The organism is Actinomadura sp. NPDC049753 (assembly GCF_040674655.1).
In the GTDB taxonomy this organism is placed as follows: Bacteria; Actinomycetota; Actinomycetes; order Streptosporangiales; family Streptosporangiaceae; genus Spirillospora; species Spirillospora verrucosospora.
In genome coordinates, this window is sequence record NZ_JBFARL010000122.1 from 1 (window position 1) to 25,308 (window position 25,308).

Annotated in this window: 16 protein-coding genes and 2 pseudogenes; 12 read left to right on the plus strand and 6 right to left on the minus strand. The window is 72.7% G+C overall.

Annotation, left to right across the window (positions count from 1 at the left end; translation table 11 throughout):
• Positions 1-1,132: pseudogene (locus tag AB0K37_RS26850) on the minus strand (hypothetical protein); the annotation flags it as partial.
• A 125-nt stretch (positions 1,133-1,257) separates the two neighbouring features.
• Between AB0K37_RS26850 and AB0K37_RS26855 the strand changes: the two are divergent.
• From AB0K37_RS26855 to AB0K37_RS26890, 8 genes are all read left to right on the plus strand, one after another.
• Entirely contained in the window at positions 1,258-2,109 is an 852-nt protein-coding gene (locus AB0K37_RS26855) for a TIGR03089 family protein (RefSeq protein ID WP_363985666.1), read from the plus strand.
• A gap of 116 nt (positions 2,110-2,225) precedes the next feature.
• On the plus strand, positions 2,226-3,647 hold the full coding sequence (locus AB0K37_RS26860; RefSeq protein WP_363985668.1) for an LCP family protein: 1,422 nt from the start codon (positions 2,226-2,228) through the stop codon (positions 3,645-3,647).
• 12 nt (positions 3,648-3,659) lie between these two features.
• Positions 3,660-4,826 (plus strand): acyltransferase family protein, encoded by a 1,167-nt coding sequence (locus AB0K37_RS26865; protein ID WP_363985670.1) that lies wholly within the window; start codon positions 3,660-3,662, stop codon positions 4,824-4,826.
• Between the two features lie 60 nt (positions 4,827-4,886).
• A complete protein-coding gene (locus AB0K37_RS26870; RefSeq protein WP_363985672.1) occupies positions 4,887-6,047 on the plus strand; it encodes an acyltransferase family protein in 1,161 nt (386 codons plus the stop codon).
• Positions 6,048-6,142: 95 nt separating this feature from the next.
• Entirely contained in the window at positions 6,143-8,320 is a 2,178-nt protein-coding gene (locus AB0K37_RS26875; protein ID WP_363985674.1) for a bifunctional glycosyltransferase family 2 protein/CDP-glycerol:glycerophosphate glycerophosphotransferase, read from the plus strand.
• Between the two features lie 67 nt (positions 8,321-8,387).
• On the plus strand, positions 8,388-11,801 hold the full coding sequence (locus AB0K37_RS26880; RefSeq protein WP_363985676.1) for a bifunctional glycosyltransferase family 2 protein/CDP-glycerol:glycerophosphate glycerophosphotransferase: 3,414 nt from the start codon (positions 8,388-8,390) through the stop codon (positions 11,799-11,801).
• A gap of 26 nt (positions 11,802-11,827) precedes the next feature.
• The gene (locus AB0K37_RS26885) at positions 11,828-12,631 is read left to right on the plus strand and encodes a hypothetical protein (protein WP_363985678.1); all 804 of its coding nucleotides are present in this window, start codon (positions 11,828-11,830) and stop codon (positions 12,629-12,631) included.
• Positions 12,628-13,809: a glycosyltransferase family 4 protein gene (locus AB0K37_RS26890; RefSeq protein ID WP_363985680.1), complete on the plus strand. Its 1,182-nt coding sequence runs from the start codon at positions 12,628-12,630 to the stop codon at positions 13,807-13,809. The genes AB0K37_RS26885 and AB0K37_RS26890 overlap by 4 nt, the downstream gene beginning before the upstream one ends.
• On the opposite strand, the gene AB0K37_RS26895 is transcribed toward AB0K37_RS26890, so the two are convergent.
• Positions 13,806-15,296, minus strand: a complete 1,491-nt coding sequence (locus tag AB0K37_RS26895) for a hypothetical protein (RefSeq protein WP_363985682.1) — start codon at positions 15,294-15,296, stop codon at positions 13,806-13,808. The two genes, AB0K37_RS26890 and AB0K37_RS26895, sit on opposite strands and share 4 nt — an antisense overlap.
• Before the next feature lie 123 nt (positions 15,297-15,419).
• Between AB0K37_RS26895 and AB0K37_RS26900 the strand changes: the two genes are divergently transcribed.
• The gene (locus AB0K37_RS26900; protein WP_363985684.1) at positions 15,420-16,430 is read left to right on the plus strand and encodes a CDP-alcohol phosphatidyltransferase family protein; all 1,011 of its coding nucleotides are present in this window, start codon (positions 15,420-15,422) and stop codon (positions 16,428-16,430) included.
• Between the two features lie 103 nt (positions 16,431-16,533).
• Here the strand turns inward: AB0K37_RS26900 and AB0K37_RS26905 are convergent, their stop codons facing one another.
• The 3 genes from AB0K37_RS26905 to wecB all read right to left on the minus strand — a co-directional run bounded on the left by AB0K37_RS26905 (position 16,534) and on the right by wecB (position 20,517).
• Positions 16,534-18,624 (minus strand): glycosyltransferase family 1 protein, encoded by a 2,091-nt coding sequence (locus AB0K37_RS26905; RefSeq protein ID WP_363985696.1) that lies wholly within the window; start codon positions 18,622-18,624, stop codon positions 16,534-16,536.
• Between the two features lie 86 nt (positions 18,625-18,710).
• Entirely contained in the window at positions 18,711-19,439 is a 729-nt protein-coding gene (locus AB0K37_RS26910; protein WP_363985686.1) for a hypothetical protein, read from the minus strand.
• The gene (gene wecB / locus AB0K37_RS26915; protein ID WP_363985688.1) at positions 19,432-20,517 is read right to left on the minus strand and encodes a UDP-N-acetylglucosamine 2-epimerase (non-hydrolyzing); all 1,086 of its coding nucleotides are present in this window, start codon (positions 20,515-20,517) and stop codon (positions 19,432-19,434) included. Before wecB ends, AB0K37_RS26910 begins: the two co-directional genes overlap by 8 nt.
• A 41-nt stretch (positions 20,518-20,558) precedes the next feature.
• On the opposite strand from wecB, the gene AB0K37_RS26920 reads away from it, so the two are divergent.
• The 3 genes from AB0K37_RS26920 (at position 20,559) to AB0K37_RS26930 (ending at position 24,632) form a co-directional block, all read left to right on the plus strand.
• Positions 20,559-22,013 (plus strand): glycosyltransferase family 4 protein, encoded by a 1,455-nt coding sequence (locus AB0K37_RS26920; protein ID WP_363985690.1) that lies wholly within the window; start codon positions 20,559-20,561, stop codon positions 22,011-22,013.
• Between the two features lie 18 nt (positions 22,014-22,031).
• Complete coding sequence (locus AB0K37_RS26925; RefSeq protein WP_363985692.1) at positions 22,032-23,294, plus strand: nucleotide sugar dehydrogenase; 1,263 nt, start codon at positions 22,032-22,034, stop codon at positions 23,292-23,294.
• 204 nt (positions 23,295-23,498) lie between these two features.
• Entirely contained in the window at positions 23,499-24,632 is a 1,134-nt protein-coding gene (locus tag AB0K37_RS26930) for a glycosyltransferase family 4 protein (protein WP_363985694.1), read from the plus strand.
• Positions 24,633-24,663: 31 nt separating this feature from the next.
• On the opposite strand, the pseudogene AB0K37_RS26935 reads toward AB0K37_RS26930, so the two are convergent.
• Positions 24,664-25,308: pseudogene (locus tag AB0K37_RS26935) on the minus strand (hypothetical protein); the annotation flags it as partial.

A 25,308-nucleotide genomic window follows, 5' to 3' on the forward strand; every position in this document is an offset into this window, starting at 1 on the left:
CCCCCTGCTCGTACTGCTTGACGATCCGCACCGCCATCGCGAGCAGCAACAGCGCGCGGCGCAGCGCCACGACCAGGACGACCGTCGCGGCCAGCACGGCCGCGGAGATGGCCGTCAGCGGCACGAGCGACGCCCGGAGGTAGGACAGGTAGGGCCGGGACATCGTGAGGCCCTCGACCACGCCGGCGCCCGCTCCGAGCAGCAGGCCGCCGGCCGTCCAGTAGCCGGCCGCCCGCCTGCGCGCGATGAGCAGTCCCGCGAACGCCACCACCGGCAGGACGTCCCGCAGCCCGTCGATGCGGACGAGCACGATCAGCCCGAGCGCGGCCCCGCCGAGGAGCGCCTTGGCGCCGGCGACCCGGCCGTCGGCGGACTCCCCGCGGACGTCGTACAGCAGCGACAGGCCGCCCAGCAGCAGGACGATGGCGGGCAGCTCGCTGAAGGTGTTGCGGGAGACGTAGAGCATCGGCAGCGTCAGCGCGAGCAGCAGCGCCCCGGCGGGGGCCCAGCGGGGTCCGACGAGGCGCGCGACGAGCCCGGCGAACGACAGCACGCAGCACGCGCCGAGAACCGGCGCCGCCAGCACCATCCCGTGGGCGCCGCCGGCCCATCCGGCGGGCGCCAGCACCAGCGGCCACCCCGCCATGAACTGCGGGACGACGGCGCCGCCGTCCTGGTAGAAGGCGGGGCTCGCGAAGGCCAGGGCCGCGTCCGGGCCGCCGAACGCCCCCTCCGACAGCGGGATCGGCAGCGATCCGTGCTTCGCCAGCCACATCGCGAACTGGACATAGGACGCGGGGTCGCGGCGGACGACGATCTGCTCGGAGCACATGACGACCTGGAGCGCCAGGAACGCGGCGGTGACGGCGAACACCGACCACACCGGCCAGCGCTGCACCGCGTCCAGGCCGCCCGGGGCGTTCAGGCTCCCCGGGCGGCCGCCGGGGGCATCCCCCGGCCCGGTCCGCAGGCCGAGCCACAGGACCAGGGCCGCGACCGGCACGAACAGCGCGACCGCCGGGGCCGGGCGGAACACGCCCGCCATCAGCAGCGGCAGCGACACCGCCAGCCAGGCGACGAGGACCAGAGCCGGGGCCGCGGTGGCCCGGACGAGCAGCCGACCAGCGTTCATGATTCCGCCCCAGGCTCGCCGTCGCGGCGTGCGCCCGCCACTGTTCCGTCCTTCACCCGTGCGGAGCGTAGCGGCATCGGCGCGATGGCGGCGCCAGGACGATCATGCGGGCATACGCTCGGAGCATGAGCGCACACGCCGGGGCCGCGGACACGCCCGCGGAGCTGCTGCGGCGGCGGGTCGCGGACGACCCGTCCCGCCCGCTGGTCACCTTCTACGACGACGCGAGCGGCGAGCGGGTCGAGCTGTCCGCGCGGACGTTCGGGAACTGGGTGGCCAAGACGGCCAACTTCCTGGTGGACGGTCTCGCCGCCGAGCCCGGCGCCCGCGTCGTCCTGGTCCTGCCGCCGCACTGGCAGACCGCGGTGTGGCTGATGGCCTGCTGGTCGGCCGGTCTCGTCGCCGAGCCGGTCGATCCGCAGGACTTCGGCCGCGGCGGCGCCGAACCGGCCGGGGCGTCCGATCCGTACATCCTGGCGGTGGCGCAGGAGGTGCTGGACGACGTGCTCGCGGACGAGGTGCTCGCAGGAGGGGCCGAGGAGATCGTCGGCCTGTCGCTGCACGCGCTCGGCGGCCCGCTCGCCGACTGCCCGCCCGGTGTGACCGACTACGCGGCGGAGGTGCGCGCCTACGGAGACAGGTTCGTCCCCGGCCCCGAGGCGGCCTCCGAGGCTCCCGCACTGAATGTGACAAAGGCCACATTGAGCGCGGCGGAGCTGGTGGGCGCGGCGCGCGGGGCCGTTGAGAAATGGGAGCTGGACGCACGCGACCGGCTCCTGGTTGACATGTCCTTCACCACACTCGACGGGGTTCTGGCCTGCCTGCTTGCACCACTAGCCTCGGGTGCTTCCGTCATAATCCAACGAAACTTTGACAAAGCCGCCCTAGATCGTCGCCTGACCGTGGAGCATGTGACGGTGGTGGCCGGTACTTCCGGACCGAATGACGAATCCGGCTCCGTGTACCGCCTCCCCTGACCTACGCTTCCCTTTGCCCTCGTCCCGTCCGTTCGAACCATGAGCCACGGGCCGGCCCCTAGCGGGGACGTCCCCCGGACCCCCGGAACCGCCCATACCCCCGGACCTCGGAGCCGATGAACAGCAACCCGATGTACATGGAGTACGTCGACGACGCCGACCCGCAGCCGGCGCCGCGACGCGGCTGGCGCATCCTCGGCTGGGTGTGCATCGGACTGTCGGCGGTCATGGTGGTCGGTTCTCTCACCGCCTACGGCCTGTACCGCCAGGCGTTCGGGAACATCTCGCACGAGGACGTCAACGCCCAGCTCGGCCCCAACCGGCCGAAGAAGCTGAACAGCGCGATGAACATCCTGATGCTCGGGTCCGACACCCGTGAGGGCTCGAACGCCAAGTACGGCCGCTCGATGAAGAACGAGGTGCCGCGCTCGGACACGATGATCCTGCTGCACCTGTCCCCCGGCGGCGGCCAGGCGATGGGCATCAGCTTCCCCCGCGACCTGATGGTCCGGATGCCCTCCTGCAAGAGCCGCAAGGGCGGAGTGATCCCGGCGCAGACCCGCGCCCAGATCAACTCGGCGTTCAGCAACGGCGGCGCGGCCTGCGTCATCAAGACGATCGAGAGCCTCTCGAACATCCGCATCGACCACTTCATGCAGGTCGACTTCAACGGGTTCAAGTCCATCACCAACGCCGTCGGCGGCGTCCCGGTGTGCCTTCCGAAGGACGTGGACGACCCCAAGTCCAAGCTCAAGCTGAGCCGGGGCAAGCACAAGATCAAGGGCGAGACGGCGCTGGCCTACGTACGCGTGCGGCACGGCCTCGGCGACGGCTCCGACACCGACCGCATCAAGCGCCAGCAGAAGTTCATGGGCGCCCTCGCCGGCCAGGCGATGAGCGCGGGCGTGCTCAGCAACCCGCGGCGCATGCTCCAGCTGATGAACGCCGTGACCAAGTCGCTCACCACCGACAAGGAGCTGACGCCGCAGGTCATGATGGACATCGGCAAGGAGATGCAGGGCATGACCACCGGCAAGCTCCGGTTCGTGACCGTCCCGTCCGGGCCCGACCCGCTGGACCCGAACCGCGTGGCGCTCACCCCGGCCGCCCAGCCGTTCTTCTCCTCCGTCCGCAACGACAAGACCGTGCCGAAGGAGCCCGCGCCGGGCAGCACGAAGATCCCGCCGAGCCAGGTGCGCGTGCGGGTCTACAACGGCAGCGGCATCGACGGCCAGGCCGGGCGCGTCGCCAGCGACCTGGAGTCGCAGGGCTTCCAGGTCACCGTCGGCGGCAACGCCCCCTCGCCCACGACCACCACGCAGGTGCTGTACGGTGCCGGTGCCGACCAGCAGGCGCAGACCCTGACCGCGCTGATCCCGAGCAAGCCGCAGGCCGCGGCGCGCACCTCGGGCGGCACGCCGGGCGTCGTCGACCTGATCGTCGGCCAGAACTGGACGAACCTCAAGAGCGCCGGCGCCGGCATCCCGAAGCAGCAGGGTGAGATCCGCGCCAGCGACGACATCTGCAAGGAGACCTGACCGGGCGGCCGTATGACTTACACCACCAGGCCCTCGGAGGCCGACGCGGCGCAGCGAACCGAACGGCCGCCGTCCACGGACCCGGCGGCGCCCCTCATGGCGGGGGCGCCGGAAGCCGCGGGCACCACCGCCTCCGGGAGCCCGGCCCCGCAGGGCCCTGGCCCCGCGCGCAAGGTCCGCGACCCGTTCTTCGACAACGCCAAGTACTTCGCGATCCTGCTGGTGGTGGCGGGGCACTCCCTGGCCAACCTGCTGAACGTCCCGATGGCCAAGGGCCTCTACCTGTTCATCTACCTGTTCCACATGCCGCTGTTCATCGTGATCACCGGCTACTTCTCCCGGAACTGGACGTTCGCCGGCGGCAAGGCCCGCAAACTGATCACCAACGTCGGGGTGCCGTACGTGGTGTTCGAGTTCGCCTACTCGATCTACGACTGGCTCGCGGGCCGCAACCATCTCGAGATCAGCCTGCTGAACCCGTACTACCTGACGTGGTTCCTGTGCGCGCTGTTCATGTGGCGGCTCTCCACCCCCGTCTGGCAGCAGATCCGCTGGCCGCTCGCCGTCGCGACCGTTTTCGCCCTGCTGTCGTACATGAGCGACCTCGGCGGGACGTTCGACATCCACCGGGTGATCGGGCTGCTGCCCTTCTACGTTCTCGGGCTCTCGCTGAAGCCGCAGCATTTCGAGCTGCTGAAGAAGCCGATCGCCCGGCCGATCGGCGCGGTGGTGCTCGCCGTCGGGCTCGCCGGCACCTACCTCGTCATGAACCACATGTCGCGGGGCTGGATCTACTGGAAGCACCCGAACTACGAACTCCACGTCGGCAACCTCACCGGCACCGTGGTGCGGATCGCGATGTTCGCCGCGGCGGTCGTCTTCGTGGCCGCGTTCCTCAGCCTCATCCCGCGCGGGCGGTACTGGTTCACCGCCCTCGGCTCCTACACGTTGTACGCCTACCTGCTGCACGGGTTCGTGACCCGGCTGCTCAACTTCACCGGCTGGTGGGACGCCGACTGGATGCACACCCCGACCGGGGTGGTCATCGTGGTCGCCGGCGCCCTGGTGGTCGGAACGTTCCTGTGCTCCAAGCCCGTCGTGCGGACGATGAGCTGGGCACTGGAACCGAAGATGACGTGGGTCTTCACACCTCTGAGAAGGCCCGCCCGCTCCCGCTGACGCCCGCTCCCGCACCTGCTCCCTGCTCCCGCTCCCGCCAGTACCCGACCCCCCGGAGATATGTCCGACGTCCTCCCCACCCCGCCACCCGCCACGGGCAGTGCGCCTTCCGCCACGGGCAGTGCGCTCGCCCTGCCCGAGGCGCCGCCCGTCCCCGCTCCCCGCCCCGCGCCGGATCCGGCGGCGCCGCCGAAGCCGGCGCCCCGCCCCCGGGACGCGTACTTCGACAACGCCAAGTTCTTCACGGCCGTGCTGGTCGTGGTCGGGCACTTCTGGTCCCAGTTCGGGGACAGCCGCGCGACACACGCCGCATATGTCGTTCTCTACGCCTTCCATATGCCGGTCTTCGTATTTATTTCCGGCTACTTCTCCCGCGGATTCATGCGCTCGACGGACAAGTTCCGCAGCGTCCTCCCCACGCTCGTCGTCCCTTATGTGGTCTTCATCCTGCTCTACCGGGCGCAATTGGTCCTCATCAACGGAGTGCAGTTCCGGCTGAGCGAGCTCTTCCGGCCGCATTTCCTGATGTGGTTCCTGGTGGCGCTCGTCTTCTGGCGGCTGAGCGCGCCGCTGTGGAGGCACCTGCGCCATCCGGTGGCCGTCTCGGTGGCGTTCTGCCTCGTCGGCGGGAGCTGGGCGTTCACCGCCGACTCCACGCTCAGCCGGACCGCCGGGCTGCTGCCGCTCTTCGTCCTCGGGCTGACCGTCGACCCGCGGCACGTGCGGCGGCTGCGCGCCGGATGGGCGCGGTGGGCCGGGTTCGCCGTGCTGGCCGCCGCCCTCCCCGTCGCCTACGTCTGGGAGCTCGGCACGGTCGTCCCGAAGATCGACAGCGGTCTGCTCTACTGGAACCAGGGTTACGAAGCCATGGGCTTCGGCACCGCCGAAGGCATGATGTGGCGGCTCGTGGCCCTTGCCTTCGCCGTTCTCCTCGGCGCCGCCTTCCTCGCGTGCATCCCGCGCGGCCGGGCCCGGTACACCGAGATGGGGACGCGGACCATGTACGTGTACCTCCTGCACGGCCTCGTCATGAAGACGTTCGATTACACCGGCATGCTGGACGAGCCAGTCCTGCACGAGCCGTTCGGCATCGTCTCGGTCACCGTGGCCGCCATCGCGCTCGGCGTCGTCCTCGCCACCGCCCCCGTGCGGCGGGCCACCCGGTGGGCGGTCGAGCCCGACGCGCGGTGGCTCCTTCGACCCGCGCCCGCCAGGACCTGAGGTTCGAACCCGACCTGTGGGTATAGTCCAGAATCACCGAGTAGTTGATTGGCCTTCGCGTGAGCTCTGATCACGATATTTCCCTGAGCATCATCGTGCCCGTGCACAAAGTGCAGGGGTACATCCGGCAATGCCTTGATTCCATCCTTGATCCGGATCTTCCCCATCTGGAAGTCATCGCCGTCGACGACCACTCGCCGGACGGATGCGGCGAGATCCTCGACGAGTTCGCCGAGCGCGACCCGCGCGTCAAGGTCCGGCACCTCGCCGAGAACGTCGGCCTCGGCCGCGCCCGCAACATCGGGCTCGACATGGCGACCGGCGACTACGTCTGGTTCTTCGACAGCGACGACTACGCGACCGAGGGCGCCGTCCGCGCGATCTGCGACCGGCTCGCCGAGACCCGCCCCGACGTGCTGGTCTTCGACTACGCCCGGGCCTACTGGAACGGCAAGGTCAAGCGCAGCATCATCAACGACCTGTTCCGCGAGCCCCCCGCGCCGGACGTGTTCACCCTGGCGGAGCGGCCGAGCGTCCTCGAGATGATGATGACGGCGTGGAACAAGGCGATCCGCCGCGAGTTCCTGCTCGACCTCGGGCTGCGCTTCAGCGGCGGCTACTACGAGGACGTCAACGTCACCTACCCGATCCTGATGGCCGCCGAGCGCCTGAGCCTGCTGGACCGCGTCTGCTACATCTACCGGCAGCGCCGCCGCGGAGCGATCACCAAGACCGCGAGCGCCAAGCACTTCGACGCGTTCGCGCAGTACGACCGCATCTTCGAGTTCATGGACGGGATGGGGGCGAAGGCCGACCCGTTCCGCCCGCTGATGTTCGACCGGACGATCTGGCACCTGCTCGTCATCATCGAGCGGCCCGACCGCGTCCACGAGTCGGAGAAGGCGCGGTTCTTCGCGGAGATGTCGAAGACGTACAACAGGTACGAGCCCGCGGGGCACGTCCCCCCGGACGACAAGCCCTTCCTCGCCGACAAGCACCGCATGATCAAGGCGGGCGACCACCGGGGCTTCGAGCGGGTGCGCGCCGCCGAGGCCAAGGACAAGGCCCGGGGCCGGGGCGGGAAGGCCGCCAAGCTCCGCAGGCGCGGCGTGCTGCTGGGCAAGGAGCTCGCCAAGGAGCGCTACTACCAGATGCAGCGGCGCCTCCCGATCGAGGAGGACCTCGCCGTCTTCGCCGCGTACTGGTACCGCGGGTACGCCTGCAATCCGGCGGCGATCTACGAGAAGGTCCGCGAGCTGGCCCCGGACGTCCGGCCGGTGTGGGTCGTCAAGCCCAGGGCGCGCAGGACGATGCCGGAGGGCGTCGACTACGTCGTCGCCGGCTCCGCCGACTACTACCGGACGCTGGCCCGCGCGAAGTACTTCGTCAACAACGTCAACTTCCCCGACAACTACGTGAAGCGGCCGGGGCAGGTGCACATGATGACGCAGCACGGGACGCCGCTGAAGAAGATGGGCCTCGACCAGATGGAGTACCCGGTCGGCGCCAACGACATGGACTTCAAGGCCCTCATCGCCCGGTCGGACCGCTGGGACTACCTCGTCTCGTCCAACCCGCTGTCGACGGAGGCGTGGGAGCGCGGGTTCCCCTGCGACTACGAGATGCTGGAGATCGGCTACCCGCGCAACGACCGGCTCGTCGCCGCGGACGAGGACGAGCGCACCCGGCTGCGCGCGGAGCTCGGCGTCCCCGCCGGCGCGACCGCGATCCTGTACGCGCCGACGCACCGCGACTACCAGCGCCGCTACACCCCCATGTTCGACATCGGGCGGGTCGCGGACGCGCTCGGCGACGGGCACGTGCTGCTGCTGCGGGCGCACTACTACTACAAGATCAAGAACATGGCGGCGGACCTGGGCTGGCCGGAGGGCCGGGTCATCGACGTGTCCAAGCACCCGTCCGTCGAGGACCTCATGATCGCCTCGGACGCGCTGCTCACCGACTACTCCTCGGTGATGTTCGACTACGCCAACCTCGACCGGCCGATCGTGATCTACGCCAACGACTGGGAGACCTACCGGCTCACCCGCGGGGTCAACTTCGACCTGACGGCGACCCCTCCCGGCGTCGTCGCGGCCACCGAGGCCGAGCTGGTCGAGGCGTTCACGTCCCGGGCGGCGTGGGGCGACGCCGCCGCGAAGAACCTCGCGAACTTCAGGGCGCGTTTCTGCCCGTGGGACGACGGGCACGCGGCCGAGCGCGCCGTGCGCCGCATGTTCCTCGGCGAGAAGATCCCGAATCCGCCGCAGTAGGCCCCGCGCCGGTCCCGCCGCGGCGCCGTCCGGCGCACACCCCGTCACGCCCGAAGGAGTGGGTCGCTTGCCCTCCAGCAGGATCAGCGTCGTCGTGCTCGCGCACGGAGCCGGAGAGTCGCTCGGCGGCACCCTCGCGTCGATCGCGGGCCAGTCGCACGCGGAGCTGCGGGTCCTGGTGATGGACGACGGCGCGGGCGCCGCCGCCGGGGCCGTCCTGCCCGACGACCGGTTCCGCGTCGTGCGGCGGGGTGCGCTCAGCCGGGGCGCGGCGCGCGGTCTCGGCGCCGCGGAGAGCGACGGCGACTTCCTGCTGTTCGTGGACGGCGGCGACGAGCTGCCGGCGGAGGCCCTCGCGTCGCTGGTCGCGGCGCTGGAGGCGTCCGGCTCCGACATCGCGCTCGGCCGCGAGGCCGTCCGCCGGGGGCCGGAGCGAGCGCCGGCGTGGCGGCCCGTCGAGCCGTCCCTCGCCCCGGCCACCGGCACGAACGTGCGGCGCACCCCCGGCCTCGTCCGCGAGCGCGGGGTCGGCGGGAAGCTGTTCCGGCGGTCGTTCTGGACGTCGCACGGGCTGGAGTTCCCCGACCTCGGCCGCTACGACGACCTGCTCCCGGCGGTGCGGGCGCTGCATCTCGCGGAGGGCGTGGACGTGCTGCACGACGTCGTCCTGCGCCGGCGGGGCGAGCGGTTCCCCGCCACGACGGAGGCGCAGGAGATCGCGGACGGGTTCGGCGCCGTCGCCCTCGCCGTCGCCTGGCTCGGAGAGCACGGCCACGCCCGGTCCCGGCGGCGGCTCCAGGCGCTCGCGGCGGCCGAGGAGTTGCGCGTGTTCCTGGACGCGCTGCCGGACCTGCCCGGCGACGAGCGTGAGCAGGTCGTCGCGCAGGCGGCCGGGTACGCGTCCACGCTGCCCGCCAAGCTGCTCGCCGGCGTCCCGGCGCTGACGCGGCTGAAGTGGCATCTCGCCTCCGCCGGGCACACGGGCGAGCTGGTGAAGGTCGTCCGGTACGAGCGGGGGAAGGCCTCGCCGTCGATCGTCCGCGACCCGCTGCGCCGGTACGTCGTCTACCCGTACTGGAAGGACACCAAGGTCGGCGTCCCGCGCGAGGTGTACCGGGCCCGCGGCGAGCTGCGGATGCGGGGCCGGGTCCACGCGGTCGGCTGGGACGGCGACCGGCTCACCGTCACCGGCGAGGCCTACATCAACTCCGTCAGCATGCGGCGCCGCTGGACGTCGGTGAAGGCGATCACGCTGCGGTCGGGCGGACGGAAGATCCTCGCACGGGCCCGGCAGGCCCCGGCGCCCGGGAAGCGGTCGGGCTGGTCCGGCTTCGCGTTCGCCTTCGACGCGGGTCGCCTCCGCGACCGCGGGAAATGGGTCGAGGGGGTCTGGTCGGTCGAGGCGTCGGTGCTCAACGCGGGCGTGTTCCGGCGGGGGCCGCTGCGCGGCGGCGGCTCCGGCAGCGGCGCGCATCCGCCCTACCGCTACGTCGCCGACGACGTGCGCGTCGTTCCCCGCATCGACGACGGCCGCCTCGTCATCGAGGTCGAGCGGGTCCGGTCCGCGGCCGTCGCGCTGTCCTGGGACGGCGGCACGCTCGTCGTCGAGGTGAAGGCGGACGAGGCGCCGGACGGCCTGTCGCTGACGCTGGGCGACGACCGCGTCGACGTGCCGGTCACCGCGTCCGGCGACCGGTATGTCGCCCGCGTCGCCCCGGAGGCCCTCGAAGGGTCCCCGCCGCCGCCGGAGGAGATCGACGACACCCGCGACTGGACGGTCCGCGTCGCGGGCCGCCCCCTGGTCCTCGCCGAAGGGGTCGAGGACGTCCGGCGGGCGTTCGGCCCGCTGGAGGTCGCCGCGGGCCGCGGGCCCGGCGGCTACCTGCGCGTCCGGCGCACCACGGCGCGGCTCTCCGTCGACGCCTGCGCCTGGCGGCCGGACGGGACCCTCGTCCTGACCGCGGCGCATCCCGCGCACAGCGGCGGCCAGATCGTGCTGCGCGGCCGATGGCACCGCAAGGAGCACGCGTTCGACCTCGTCGCCGATCCGGCGTCGGGGCTGCTGCGCGGGGAGATCCCGGTCGCGGCCGTGCCGGGCGTCGCGGGCGTCCTGCCGCTGCGTTCCGGCCGCTGGGACGTGCTGTTCCGGCCCCCGGGCGGGCGGGCGCTGACCGTCCGGCTGTCGGCGGAGGCGCAGAACGACCTGCCCGGACCGCTGGAGGCGGCGCGGCGCGGCTACGCCCTGGAGGCGCGCGACGGGCTGCTCGCCGTGGCGGTGACGGGCGACGTGCCGCCGGAGGAGAAGAGCGCCGGCACCAGGTACCGGGAGGAGGCGCGCCGCCGAGCCGACCGCGACGGGCTGCGCGACGCCGTCCTGTTCTCGTGCTTCAACGGTCGGCAGTACTCCGACAGCCCGAAGGCCGTCCACGAGGAGCTGATGCGCCGGGGCTCCGACCTGGAGCAGCTCTGGGTGGTCAACGACGCGCAGGTGGAGCTGCCGGACACGCTGCGGCCCGTCCGGCTGCACGGCAGGGAGTGGCACGAGGCGCTCGCCGAGTCCCGCTACATCGTGACGAACCACCGGCTGGGCGACGCGTTCCGGCGGCACCCGGACCAGGTCGTCCTGCAGACCTGGCACGGCACGCCGCTGAAGAAGATCGGCGGGGACATCAAGGAGGTGCACTTCGCCTACGCGCCGGGCATGAAGAAGGCGCTCCAGTCGCGTTCGAAGGACCCCGGGCCCTCCCTGCCCGAGTGGAGCCACCTGCTGTCCCCCAACCCGTTCAGCACGGAGATCTTCCGTCGCGCGTTCGCGTTCAAGGGGGAGATGCTGGAGGTCGGCTATCCCCGCAACGACCTGCTGTACAGCCCGGAGGCCGGCGCGGTCGCCGCGCGGGTGCGGGCCCGGCTCGGCATCCCCGAGGGCAAGCGGGTCGTTCTGTACGCGCCGACATGGCGTGACGACCAGTACTACAGCCGGGGCCGCTACCGGTTCGACATGCGGATCGACCTGGAGCGGGCCCGCGCCGCGCTCGGCGACGACCACGTCCTGCTGGTCCGGCTGCACACCAACGTCGTGGACGGCGTCCGCGAGGACGGGCACGGCTTCGTCCGCGACGTCTCGGCCTATCCCGACATCACCGAGCTGTACCTGATCTCCGACGTGCTGATCAGCGATTACTCGTCGGTGATGTTCGACTACGCCAACACCGGCCGGCCCATGCTGTTCTTCACCTACGACCTCGCCGACTACCGCGACCGGCTGCGCGGCTTCTACTTCGACTTCGAGGCCGAGGCCCCGGGGCCGCTCGTGGAGACGTCCGACGACCTCATCGAGGCGGTCCGCGACGCGGAGTCCGCCATGGACGGCTATCGCGACCGCTACAAGGACTTCGTCGCGCGTTTCTGCCCTCTCGACGACGGGCATGCCGCCTCCCGTGCCGTCGACCGCGTCTTCGGCGCGGACGGCACAGTCCGGTAGGCGTCAACGGGGAAGGCGACTGGGCCGTGGACACGGTTCCCGACCGCTGCGAAGAGTCAGACCGCCGCTGGGTGGCCGACCATTGCAGGGTCGGCGCGGACGACGCCCTGCGCATCCGCTGGCCCCGGCCGGCGGCGGAAGGCGAGCGGATCGTCCTGCGCCACGCGAGGTCCGGGGAGGTCCGCGCCGGGCCGCTCTCGGACGACCGGCGCTCCGCCGTGCTCTCGGTCGCGGGGCTGGCGCCCGGCACGTGGGACGTCCTGCTCGGCGCGGACCGCCCTCTGCTGACCGACGATCCCGGGTTCTCCCTCGACGGCCTGCGCGAGTACGCCGGACGGGCACGGGACCGGGCCGTCCGCGTCGTGCGGCTGCCGGACGGGCGGGCCGCGCTCGACGTCCGCGAGGTCGTCCCGCACGCCGAGGTCGAGGAGGTGCACCCGCTCGACGGCGAGATCGGGATCATCGGATGGCCGGCCTACGCCGGGCCGTGCCCGGGCGAGAGCGCCCGGCTGGTCGCGGTCGCGCGCGAGGGCGGCGGCAGGGAGACGTGGAGCGCCCGGCTCGACGGGACCGGGTTCGACGCCCGCCTGGACGTCCGCGCGTTCACCCGGTGGAAGCCTTCCCTGTGGGACCTCTGGCTCGACGCGGGCGACGTCCACGCCCGCCTCGCCACGTTCCTCGACGACGCGCCGGGCAAGCGCGGCACGCTCTCCTACCCCCGCCAGGTCGTCGCGTCCTGCGGCCGGCGGATGAGCGTGCGGCCGTACTACACGCTGAAGGACGGGCTGGCGGTCGCCTGCCATCTCCTCCCGGAGGACGCCGCCCCATGAGGATCACGTTCCTGCTGCTGGAGGCCTGGACGATCGACGGCACGGTGCGCAGCACCTTCACGCTCGCGGACGAGCTGTCCCGCCGCCACGACGTCGAGATCGTCAGCGTGCGGCGCACGGCCGACCGGCCGGTGTTCCCGCTGTCCGACCGGGTCCGGCTGCGCTCCCTGGTCGACGTCCGGCCGGGCGCGAAGGCCCCGTGGCCGCACACCGGGCGCGCCGGGCGGCTCATGGCCGAGCCGACCCGGATCGTCCACCCCGAGGAGCGCAGCTTCTCCAAGTACTCCGCCTGGACGGACGAGAAGCTCACCCGCTTCCTGCGCCGGCCGCGCACGGACGTGCTGGTCACCACCCGCGCCGGGCTCAACCTGATGGCGGCGCGGCTGGCGCCGGCCGAGGTCGTCGTGGTCGGGCAGGAGCACCTCCAGCTCGGCATCAACGACGCCGGGATCCTCGCCGAGATCGAGGAGGGGTACCCGCGGCTGGACGCCCTCACCTGCCTGACGGCCGCCGACACCGCGGACTACGAGCGCCTGCTGCCCGCCGGCTCGTGCCCCGTCCACACGATCGGCAACGGGCTGCCCCCTCGGGTGCGTCCGCGGTCGCGGCAGGAGAACCGGGTGGTCGTGGCGGCGGGCCGGATCGTCTGGATCAAGGGGTTCGACCTGCTGCTGGACGCGTTCGCGAAGGTCGTGGAGAAGCATCCGCAGTGGCGGCTGCGCGTCCACGGCGAGGGACCGCGCCGCGAGGAGATGCGCCGCCGGGCCACGCGCCTCGGCCTCTACAACCACGTGCGGATGCTGGAGCCGGCCCACGACATGGAGGGCGAGCTGGCCAAGGCGTCCGTCCTCGCGCTGCCCTCGCGCGCCGAGCCGTTCGGCATGACGATCATCGAGGGGTTCGCGTGCGGGCTGCCGGTGGTCGCCTTCGACTGCCCGCACGGGCCCCGCGAGATCATCACTGACGGGGCGGACGGGCTGCTCGTCCCGCCCGAGGACTCCGGCGCGCTCGCCGAGACGCTGATCCGGCTGATCGACGACGAGGAGCTGAGGCGCGCGATGTCGGCGAACGCCGTCGCGTCGGCCGAGCGGTTCGCCGTGTCCGCCGTCGCCGCGCGCTGGGAGCGGATGCTCGCCGGGCTGCTCGCCGCGCCCTGCCGCGACAGCGGGCGGCGCTAGCCGGACTCGGCCTCGATCTTCGCCCGGGCCGCGGGCCGGGACTCCTCCCGCGGCGCGGGCACGCGCGGCGGGCGGCGCGGCGGGAACAGCGCCAGGCCGAGCGCGACGCACGCGAACGGGACGGCGGGCATGACGTAGCGGTAGTCGAAGTCGGCGGTCGCGGCGGGGATCACCAGCAGAGCCAGGCTCGTCCCCCACGGGAGCAGCGCGCCCGCCGTCCAGTGCCGGACGGGCCGGGCGAGGCGCCACCGCCCGTTCGACCGCGCGTGGGGCACGGCCCCGGCGAGCCCGCCGAGGAGCAGGACGCCGAGGATCGTGCCGGGCATGACCATGTGGTCCTGGTAGGCGAGGACCACCCCCGCCCACGGCCGCACGACCCGGGTCTCGCCGTCGCCGCCGTACCGCTCGGCGAGGCGCGCCTGCCTGTCGCTCCACGCCTCGCCCTCGGGGAACTCGTACTGGAGCCACGTCCACGGCGTGGGGTACGGCTGCCGTTGCCAGGCGAACGCCCGCAGGGTGTCGCGGACGACGACCTCCGCGTAGTCGGCGGGCTGCGCCTTGATCGCGGCCCAGGCGAACTCGCCCGCGAGCCGGTTGCCCTCCTCGCCGTAGACCCAGCCCGGGATGCGGCGGAACGGGGAGTCGGGCGTCCACATGACCGAGAACGATCTGGAGATCCGGGGATCGCTCCGCTTCGGGCACATGATCGCCAGCTCGGGCCGGGGCCTGATCACCCGGCAGTCGGCGAACGCGGCCGTGCGCCCGTAGAGGAACACCTGGTCGGCCTTGGCGAGCTTGTACTGGCCGTACTCCGCGTGGAACCAGACCAGGTAGCCGGCGACGGGCAGGACGAACGCGACGGCCGCCGCCGCGCAGGCCGTCCGGCCCGCCCTCCTGACCAGCATCGCGAGCAGGACCAGGGCGATCAGCGGCAGCCCCGCCGTCCGGGTGAGCGTCGCGCACGCCGTGAGCACCCCCGCCAGGGCGCCGAGCCACCAGACCGGCCGGCGCCGCCACAGCACGGCCGCCACCGCCGCGAGCAGCAGGAACGCGAACAGCGAGTCCGACATGAGCATGTGCTCGAGCGCGACCTGGTGCGCGGGGATCAGCACCGGGACGGTCAGCAGCGCCGCGGCCGCGCCGGGCAGCCACACCCGCCACGGCTTCCCGTCCGCCACGGGCAGGGCCGCCCGTCCCGCACGCCAGACCAGGGCGTACACCAGGACACCGGTGAGCACCCCGACGGCGTGCTGCACGGAGACCATCAGGCCGAAACTGTGGAAGGGCTTGAGCAGCCACAGCAAGATCGGATATCCACTGGGACGCGTCGGGTCCGGCCGGAACTCGACCGCGGCCTCCAGATACCCGGGGGAATCACCGAACCACAGCGGCGCCGGATAGGCGAGGACGGCGACGGCCCGGATCCAGACCGCGACGGCGAGCACTCCGGCGAACGGCAGGTGGGGCAGGAGGGGACGCACGCGCATTTTGCCACCCTTACCCACGGCGCTGATCGTCATGTGACCGGACGATCACGATCCGGGAGATCCCCGGTGACCGGAACCGGACAGCCGATACGATCAGACCGCTCCGCGAACGAAAGGAACCCCATGGCGAACTTCACGCTCGACGACGTTCGGCAACGGACGTACAAGGCGCGTGACGCCTGGTGGACCGTGCTGCTGGTCGACCCGCTGGCCGCCAGGCTCGTCAAGTTCACGGCGAACAGGACGCGCGTGACGCCGAACCAGCTCACCGTCGGTGCGCTCGTCCTCGGCCTCGCCGCCGGCGCCTGCTTCGCCGTCGCGTCCTGGCCATGGCTGCTCGCCGGCGCGCTGCTGTACCACCTGTCGTTCACGCTCGACTGCATGGACGGCAAGATCGCCCGGCTGAAGGGCACCGGCTCGGTGTTCGGCGCCTGGCTCGACTACATCTTCGACCGCGTCCGCGTCCTGGCCTGCGCGATCGCCCTGATGGCCGGCCAGTACGCCGCCACCGGCAACGTCGCCTACGTCTGGACGGCGCTCGCCGTCGTCTTCCTCGACATGCTGCGCTACATGGACGCGCTGGAGATCTACAAGGTCCGCTCGCAGATGCGGACCACCCTCAACGCGGCCCGCGAGGAGGCCCGGGCGCTCGAACTCGCGGCCCGCCGCGCCAACGGCGACCTGGCGGACGCCGACGAGGACCTGCGCTCCGCCGAGGCGCTCACCGAGGACCCCGAGGCCGACGCGGAGAACCGCGTCGTCGGCGACGACCCCAACGCCGCGGCCCTCCAGGCGGGGTTCAACCAGCGTTTCCCCTGGTACGCCCGCATCCGCAACGTCCTGATGGCGGGCCGCATCCGCCCCCACCTGATCAGCGGCATCGAGTTCCAGATGGGCGTGTTCATCGTCGCCCCGATCGCCGCCGCGATCGTGCCGGGCGCCATCATCCCCGTGGTGGTCCTCAGCGGCATCGGCCTGCTGGCCTTCGAGCTGATCATCATCTACAAGTTCTGGCTCTCCAGCCGGGACTACAGCCGCAGCCTCGCCAAGCTCAACGCCAAGATCGAGACCCACCGCGCCGAGCTCCCCGCCGAGCCCGCCCAGGCGGGCGCCGTCGTCGGCAGCTCCGGCTGACCCGTACCGCCGAAAAGGTCCCCGCGGCGCCGCCGCAGGGACCTTTCTCTTGGACGGCCCTTCCCAGGGCCGTCCTTCACCCTGCGCGGACGGAAGGAGCGGCCTAGCCGGCGAGGAGATCCGTCCACTGGCGGCAGACCTCGTCCAGGCCGTAGGCGGCCTTCACCTGGGCGCGGGCCTGCTCGGCGTCGTCCTGCCAGCGGCCCAGCGAGACCGTGGTGGCGATGGACGCGGCCATGGCGGAGGTGTCGTCGTGGATCCAGCGGCGCTCGTAGATGGTCTCGGCGCCGGGCCAGGGCAGCAGGGCCGGGACGGCCCCCGAGGCCATGCCCTCGGCGGGCGCGAGGTGGAAGCTCTCGTCGTCGCTGGTCGACAGGACCCAGCCGATGCGGCGCAGCCAGGAGGCCACGTCGCGGCCGTAGGAGTCGAACACGACGCCGCCGGAGAGGAGGCGGGAGCGCCGGATGCGGCGGAAGACCTCCTCGTAGTGGGCCCGCTCCTCGTCCTTCTGCCAGATCCACCAGTACTCCCAGGGGAGCTTGGACTTGACGAAGAGGGTGAAGCGCGGGTCGTCGCGGCGGAGCTCCTCGACCACGTCGAGGGCCAGGTCCAGGCGCTTGCGGGACGGGGCGATGCCGATCATCCCGAGGTGGTGCTCGGCGCCGGGGAGCTTCGCGCGGTCGAGCTGCGCGTCGTCCACCCAGTTCGGGACCGTGACGACCTTCTCGGCGGGCCAGCCGGTGATCTCGCGGGTCAGCGCGTTGTAGTGGGGGCTGACGCAGATGACCTGGTCGACGGCGCCGATGTCGAGCTGCTTCGGCCAGGCCGCGTACAGCTCGAACCGGTGCAGGCGCACGACGAGGCGCTGGTCCGGGCGCTTGCGCTGGGCGAACCAGAGGGCGTTCGGGCCGCACCACTCGCAGACGATGACGTCCGCCCAGTCGACCAGGGCCTGGCTGCGCTCCTCGTCGTGGGCCTTCAGCGCGGCCCAGTGGTCGACCCGGACCTCCAGGTCGGGGCGGGAGCGCAGGTAGTCCAGCAGGCGGGAGAAGAACTTCAGGTCGTGGCCCGCCACCCCGACGCGCAGGCGGCGCCCCTTCACGGCGAGAACCTTGTCGGACGGCTCCGGGAACGCCTGCGCCAGGTAGCCGCGCAGGCGCGCGGCGGCCGCGTCGAGGGTGAACTCCGCGGCCGCCGCCCGGCAGCGGTCCGCGGCCAGCGTGAAGACCTCCGGGTTCTTGCCGATGAGCGTCAGGGCGTCGAGCACGTCGTCCTCGGTGGCCGCGAACAGCGGGTAGTCGGTCCCGAGGAGCCGCTCGTGCATCGGGGTGCGGTTGAGGACGACCGGGACGCCGAGCGTCCCGCACTCCAGCACCTTCGTGGACAGTTCGAGGCTGGCGTCCATGGAGGCGTCGCGCCAGGACAGGCCCACGTCGCCGGCGGCGGTCAGGCGCATCGCCTCGGCCCGCGGGTGGCCGCCGTGCCAGACGACGCCCTCGCCCGTCTCCAGCGCGGTCCTCATCCGGGACGCGAATCCGGGATCGGACGGATCGTCGTGGATCTTGTCCCCGACCATGTGCAACTCGGCGTCCACGCCGCGCATGGCCAGCAGGCGCGGGAGGGACGTCATCTCGTAGGTGTTCCACCGGGGCGCGAACTTGCCGGTGTAGACGAGGCGGAGCGGGCCGTCGGAGGGGCCGGGGCCGCGCGTCTCCAGGCCGTCCGGGAGCACGACCACCGGCGGGAACAGCACGCTCTTGCCGGCCGTCGCCGGGACGGCGCTCTCCAGGAACCCGCGCAGCTCCTCGGTCTGGCACAGCAGGACGCGGGAGGCGTCGGCGATCCGGCGCAGGTCGCCCTTGGCGGAGGCGGTGAACTCCGCGGCCGACTGCGGGACGTCGGTGAGGTACGTCCAGAGCCGCCCGGCCATCGGGCCCGCGGCGAGCTTGCCCGCGAGGATGCGGCCGCGCACCACGACGAGGTCGTACGGGTCCTCCTCGTCGACGCGGGCGAGCACCTCGGCGGCCTGCCGCGCGGCCATGCCGGCGGGGCCCTCGAACAGCCCCTCGGCGTGCGGGCTGCGGACGGTGACGCCGGGCAGGGCGCGCAGCGGGTCGACGAGCCGGCCCGTCCGGACGGGCGCCTTGAGGACCAGGGTCACCTCGCAGCCGGCGCGGACCAGGGCCTGCACCATGCCCTGGGCCCAGATGGCCGACCCGTCGATGATGTTGAGGTCGACGTCGCCGTAGACGAGGGCACGTGGTCGCACGGTGGTTCCTTTCAACGGGCCGGACTGCTCGCGACGGCGGAATCGTGCGCGCGGTCCGGCGACGGCGCCGGGTCGAGGAGGCGGACGAGCGCGGCGGGCGCGCCGGCGGTCGCGTCCCAGTGCAGGGACGCCAGGGTGGCGGGCGGCGCCTCGCCCCACAGGACGAGCGGGAGCGAGCGGGCCGCGGCGATCCGGCGGATCTCGTGCAGCGCCAGATCGCGGTCGTACATGCCGGGGACGCCCAGGTAGGCCCACGGCCCGCCGGGCTCGCCGGCCGCCGCGTCCACCACGAGCGCGTCCACGTCGGCGGTTTCGAGGGCGATAGCGGCGTCGTGCGGGTAGAGGGCGACGACCCTGGCGTGCCCGGCGAGGACGGCGGCCGTGCCGGGCGCGAGCACCCCCGCGACGATCGGGACGTCGGAGGGGCCCGCGACGAGCAGCCGGTCCTCGGGCCGGTCGACGCGGTCGGGCTGGACGCCGCCGCCGGCCGCGCGCGCCGCGGCCGAGACCGGGGCGCTGCGCTTGCGCCAGAGCCGGTACAGCTCCCTCGGCAGCCGCTTGCCGCGCTTGGGGTCGCGCGCCGCCCCGGCGACCAGCCGCCCGAACTGGACGGCCGTCGAGGCCTCCAGGGCCGCGAGCCGCCTCTCCAGCTCGTCGAGGCGCGCCTCGCGCTCGCGCAGCGTGGACTTCAGCCGCCCGAGCTGCTGGTAGGCCTTGGCGTTCTTCTCCTCGTCACTCACCCAGGAACTCCATGATCACTTCGGCGATGCGGGGGCCGGCGTGGCCGTCCCACAGCGGCGGCCTGCGCTCGCCCCCGGTCGCCGCTCCCCCTTCCAGGCACTTGCGGACCCCCGGCACCAGCTCCTCGAACGTGACGAGCCGGTTCGTGCCGTGGGTGATCGTGATCGGCCGTTCGGTGTTGGGGCGGACGGTCAGGCACGGCACCCCGAGGATGGTCGTCTCCTCCTGCAGGCCCCCCGAGTCCGTGACGACCACCGCCGCCCCCCGGACGGCCGCGATGAAGTCGATGTACCCGAGCGGCTCCAGGATGTGCACGCGGTCGTGCTCGTCCAGCCCGGCGGCCAGCAGGTTCGCCCGCCCGCGCGGGTGGACGGGGATGACCAGGTCGGCGAGGTCGGCGACGCCGTGCAGGCGCCGGACGAGGGCCGCGGCCGTCTCCGGCGCGTCGACGTTCGCGGGCCGGTGCATGGTCGCGAGGACGTAGCGCTCCGGCAGCCCGTGCGCCGCCCGCACGGCGGCCGTGTCGAACTGGTCCAGGTTGGCCAGCAGCGTGTCGATCATCGGGTTGCCGACCAGGTGCGCCCGCTCCACCGCGACGCCCTCCGCGGCCAGGTGGCCGATCCCCTCCGGGCTCGTGACCAGGCACAGCGCGGAGAGCTGGTCGGTGATCCTGCGGTTGACCTCCTCCGGCATCGTCATGTCGAAGCTGCGCAGCCCGGCCTCCACATGGGCGACCGGGATGTGCAGCTTGGCCGCGACGAGGGCGGCGGCGATCGTCGAGTTCACGTCGCCGTACACGATGACGAGCGCGGGTGAACGACCCGTGAACTCCTTCTCCAGCCCGATCATGAGCGCGGCGGTCTGCTCGGCGTGCCCGCCCGACCCGACGCCGAGGTTGACGTCGGGCTCGGGAAGCCCGAGCTGGTCGAAGAAGATCTCCGACATCCGCGCGTCGTAGTGCTGGCCGGTGTGGATCACCGCCTGCTCGGCGCCCGCCGCGGCGAGCGCCGATATCACCGGCGCCGCCTTGACGAAGTTGGGCCTCGCCCCGAGGACGTGCACGATGGGTGCCAACACAATTTCCCTTCTGTTCATCGGGGTTCCCTACCGTCCGGCCTGTGGCCGACGAACCCGTGAAGAAAACCGTCTACCTGGCCGGACTTGCCTGGCGGCAGCTCCGCGACGACCCCGGACGGGCGTCGCGGCTCGCCGTGCGGCTGGCCGCCCGGACCCCGCTCGGCGGCCGGCTGCGGCGCTCCCGCCTCGTCGTGCCGAGGCCCCGGGACGTGGGACGCGAGACGCGGGACCTGCGGCTCCTGCTCACCGAGCCCGCTCCGGCGCGTCCGCGCCGGGCCGTCCAGGGCACGACCGTCCTGCAGTTCGTGACCAACGCCCTGCCGCGCACGAACGCGGGTTACACCGTCCGGACGCACCGGATCGCCCTCGCCCAGCGCGAGATGGGGCTCGATCCCCACATCGTGACCCGGCTCGGATACCCGCTCAGCCAGGGCATCGCCGACGCGCGGGCGCGCGTGGACGTGGACGGCGTCCCCTACCACCGGCTGCTGCCGTGGTTCCCGCAGACGGATCCGCGCGACACCGTGGCGAAGAGCGCCGACCTCGCCGGACGGCTGGTCGAGGAGCTGAGGCCGTCCGTCCTGCACGCGGTCAGCAACCACCTGAACGCGGCCGTCGCGCTGGAGCTCGGACGCCGCCACGGCGTCCCGGTCGTGTACGAGGTGCGCGGCTTCCTGGAGGACTCCTGGCTGTCCCGCGATCCCGCGCACCGCGAGGACGACGAGTTCTACCGGCTGACCCGCGAGTTGGAGACCCGCCGGATGGCCGAGGCGGACGCGGTCGTCACGCTCGGCGAGGCGATGCGCGCGGAGATCGCCTCCCGCGGCGTCCCCGAGGAGAAGATCTTCACGGTGCCGAACGGGGTGGACGAGGCGTTCCTCGCGCCGCTCCCGGACGGCTCCGGGCTGCGCGAGCGGCTCGGGATCGACCGCGGCGCCACCGTCGCCGGCCTCACGTCCTCGTTCTACGGCTACGAGGGCATCGACACGCTCATCGACGCCGCCGCCCTGCTGCGCGAACGGGGCGCGCCGGTCACCCTCCTGCTGGTGGGGGACGGTCCCGAGCGCGGCGCGCTCGAACGGCGCGCGGCCGAACGCGGCGTCCACGCCGTGTTCACCGGCCGGGTGCCGATGGAGTCCGTTCGCCAGTACCACGCCGTCCTCGATGTCTTCGCGGTTCCGCGCCGGGCGGACCGGGTGTGCCAGTTGGTGACGCCTCTGAAACCGATCGAGGCCATGGCGGGGGGAATCCCCGTTATAGCCAGTGATGTCAAGGCTCTTCGCGAAATCGTGGAACCGGGCGTGACGGGGGCGTTAACAGTTCCGGAAGACGCGGAAGCCTGGGCGAATTGCCTGGAAGATCTGGCTTACAGTCCCGAAAGGAGACAGAAAATCGGGCGGTCGGCCCGTGAATGGGTCGCGGCGGAACGGACCTGGCGCGCCGTGACGGCCGGATACCGGGCCGCCTACCGCTTCCCGACACGCCAGAGCACATAGATCGAAGGGGGCTGCCGCGTGGATCTCGTGGTCATCGGACTCGGCTACGTGGGGCTGCCGCTCGCGCGGGAGGCCTGCCGGGCCGGCCTGCGGGCCGGCGGGCTCGACCGGGACGCGCGCGTGGTCGCCGGCCTCAAGGCCGGGATGTCGCACGTCGACGACGTGTCGGCGGACGAGGTCGAGCACATGCTGCGGGCGGGGTTCGCCCCGAGCCTGCACGAGGACGTCCTGGACGGCGCCCGCACCGTGGTCATCTGCGTCCCGACGCCGCTCTCGCCGGAGGGCGGACCGGACCTGACCGCGGTGCGCGGCGCGGCCGAGACCGTCGCCCGCCACCTGGAGCCCGGGACGCTCGTGGTGCTGGAGTCCACCACCTACCCGGGCACGACCGAGGAGGTCGTGCGGCCCATCCTGGAGACGTCCGGCCTGGTCGCCGGGGAGGAGTTCCACCTGGCGTTCTCGCCGGAGCGGATCGACCCCGGCAACCCCGTCTACGGCGTCCGCAACACCCCGAAGATCGTCGGCGGGCTGACCCCGGCCTGCGCGTCGGCGGCCTCGGCGTTCTACGGCAAGTTCGTCGACCGGGTCGTGGAGGCCAAGGGGACGCGCGAGGCCGAGATGGCCAAGCTGCTGGAGAACACCTACCGGCACGTCAACATCGCGCTGGTGAACGAGATGGCGGTGTTCTGCAACGAGCTCGGCATCGACCTGTGGGACGCCATCGACTGCGCGGCCACCAAGCCCTTCGGGTTCCAGGCGTTCCGGCCGGGGCCGGGCGTCGGCGGGCACTGCATCCCGATCGACCCGAACTACCTGTCCTACAAGGTCCGCTCGCTGGGCTACCCGTTCCGGTTCGTGGAGCTGGCCCAGGAGATCAACGACCGGATGCCCCGGTACGTCGCGGAACGCGCCCAGCAGCTGCTCAACCGGGAGGGACGCGCGCTCAAGGGCGCCAGGGTCCTGCTGCTCGGCGTCACCTACAAGGCCGACATCGCCGACCAGCGCGAGTCGCCGGCCCGGCCGGTGGCGCGGCGGCTGGCCCGCCTCGGCGCCGACCTGTCGTTCCACGACCCGTTCGTCACCCTGTGGGAGGTGGACGGCGAGCCGGTGCCGTCCGCCGGGGACGACCTGGCCGCCGCCCTGGAGGCGTCGGACCTGGCGATCGTGCTGGCCGACCACGCCGCCTACGACGCGGCGACGCTGGCACGGCACGCCCGGCTGCTGTTCGACACCCGCGGCCGGACGCGCAACGTCCAGCAGGACACCGTCGAGCTCCTCTGACAGGCGGGCGCATTTCGGTGGCGGACTTCTTTGACAGGGCTTTTCCAACCGGCGGGTTCTGCCTGACCGACGGTCTTCCCTTTCGTTCGGGGAAGAGTCGCCCGGCAGCGTCCACGCCCCGGACAGCGGGAATTCATCGGCAATTTCCATCGGCACCCGAGACTCGCCGGTGATGGACGAATCGGACGTTGCGGAGTGAGTGTGATGCGGGTCTGCGTTTGCACGGTGGTGCACCACCCCGAAGACGCGCGCATTCTGCACCGGCAGATACGCGCCCTGCTCGACGCCGGCCACGAGGTCACCTACATCGCCCCTTTCCGGGCGTGCAACGCGACCCCGTGGCGCCAGATCAGCCCGGTGGACGTCCCGCGGGCCACGGGACGGCGCCGGGTCCGGGCCCTGCGCGCCGCCCACCGCGCGCTCGTCGAGCACGCCGCGTACGCCGACGTGGTCCTCCTGCACGATCCCGAGCTGCTGGTGTCGCTGCCCCGCGAACTCCAGGGCCGGACGGTCGTCTGGGACGTCCACGAGGACACCGCCGCCGCCCTGTCGGCCAAGGGCTGGGTGCCGGGGCCGGCCCGCCCCCTCCTGCGCCCGGCCGTGCGCCGCCTGGAGCGGCGCAGCGAGCGGCGGCACCGGCTGCTGCTCGCCGAGGAGGGCTACCGGTCCCGGTTCCGCGAGGACCACCCGGTCGTGCCCAACACCACCTACGTGTCCGACCTGCCGCCCGGACCGCCGGACGGCCGCCGCGCCGTCTACGTCGGGCAGCTCTCGCGGGCCCGCGGCGCCCTCGACATGATCGAGATGGCCCGGACGCTGGCCGCCGAGGGCGTGCTGGTGGAGCTGATCGGCGCCGCCGACGCCGACGTCCGGGACGCGCTGCGCGCGGCGCAGCGCGAGGGGGTCGTGCGCTGGTACGGGTTCGTCCCGAACGACCGGGCGCTGCGCATCGCCGAGGGCGCGATGGCCGGGCTCGCGCTGCTGCACGACGAGCCGAACTACCGGCACTCCATGCCGACGAAGGTCGTCGAGTACATGGCCCGCGGCATCCCGGTGATCAGCACGCCGAACCCGCCGGCCGTGGGCATCGTGGAGCCCGCCGAGTGCGGGCTGATCGTCCCGTTCGGCGCCCCGGAGGCCGCCGCCAAGGCGGTCCTGCGGCTGCGGGACGACCCCGTCCTGCGCGCCGAGTTCGGCCGGCGCGGCTACGAGGCCGCCCGGGAGCGGTTCCACTGGCCCGTCCACGCCGAACGCTTCGTCGCCCAACTGGAGGCGTGGGCGGGCCGCTCCCCCATGGCCGTCCCGGAACCCGAGGCCGAGCCCGTCCCCGAGTTCTGAGCCGCCCGGCGGGGACGGGCCGCGGACCGGGTCAGGAGGGGGCCTCGGACAGGTGGCGCAGGCGGTAGGCGACGGACCGGGCCAGGCGGGCTGCGGCTCCCGGCGGGCGGTTCGCCTCGACCATCACCACGCACCGGCCGACCCGCAGCGCGATCATTCCGGCGGTCGGGCCGATCTCGTAGGCCTCGTCGCCCCCGATGTCGCGCCGCCGCCGGGCCTGCGCCTGCGCGGCCTGCAGCGTCTCCAGCATCCGCGACGCCGCCGCGTCGGTGTCGGCCACCCAGCGGACGCTCACCGTGAGGCCGGTGACGGCGGCCTCCGGGCCGTCGTCCCGCTCCGGGCCGCCCTCCCGCGGCCCGGCCGAGGGATCGGGCGTGGCCGAGCCCGTCGCGCTCGGCTTCGGCGACGGCGACACACGCGCGCCGGACCCGGCCGGGTCGCGCCCGCCGCCGCGTCGCGTGTACGTGCAGGACACCGGGTGCGGAAGGCGCACCGACCCGGCCGACGCGCGGCGCGGCTCGGTGACGTAGCCGGTCAGGCGCGCCGCGGCCAGATCGGGCTTCCTCAGCAGGGAGCACGCGTCCGGCCAGTCCTTCTCCGGCACGCCGCCGAGTTCCGGCGGCCCGGTGCCGGCGAGCCCGCCGCGCAGGGCGACCAGCCGCGCCGCGCCGTCCGG

Coding starts and splice junctions, on each gene's coding strand:
- AB0K37_RS26855 (WP_363985666.1), top strand. CDS start 1,258: ATGAGCGCACACGCCGGGGCCGCGGACACGCCCGCGGAGCTGCTGCGG.
- AB0K37_RS26860 (WP_363985668.1), top strand. CDS start 2,226: ATGAACAGCAACCCGATGTACATGGAGTACGTCGACGACGCCGACCCG.
- AB0K37_RS26865 (WP_363985670.1), top strand. CDS start 3,660: ATGACTTACACCACCAGGCCCTCGGAGGCCGACGCGGCGCAGCGAACC.
- AB0K37_RS26870 (WP_363985672.1), top strand. CDS start 4,887: ATGTCCGACGTCCTCCCCACCCCGCCACCCGCCACGGGCAGTGCGCCT.
- AB0K37_RS26890 (WP_363985680.1), top strand. CDS start 12,628: ATGAGGATCACGTTCCTGCTGCTGGAGGCCTGGACGATCGACGGCACG.
- AB0K37_RS26895 (WP_363985682.1), bottom strand. CDS start 15,296: ATGCGCGTGCGTCCCCTCCTGCCCCACCTGCCGTTCGCCGGAGTGCTC.
- AB0K37_RS26900 (WP_363985684.1), top strand. CDS start 15,420: ATGGCGAACTTCACGCTCGACGACGTTCGGCAACGGACGTACAAGGCG.
- AB0K37_RS26905 (WP_363985696.1), bottom strand. CDS start 18,624: ATGGTGCAGGCCCTGGTCCGCGCCGGCTGCGAGGTGACCCTGGTCCTC.
- AB0K37_RS26930 (WP_363985694.1), top strand. CDS start 23,499: ATGCGGGTCTGCGTTTGCACGGTGGTGCACCACCCCGAAGACGCGCGC.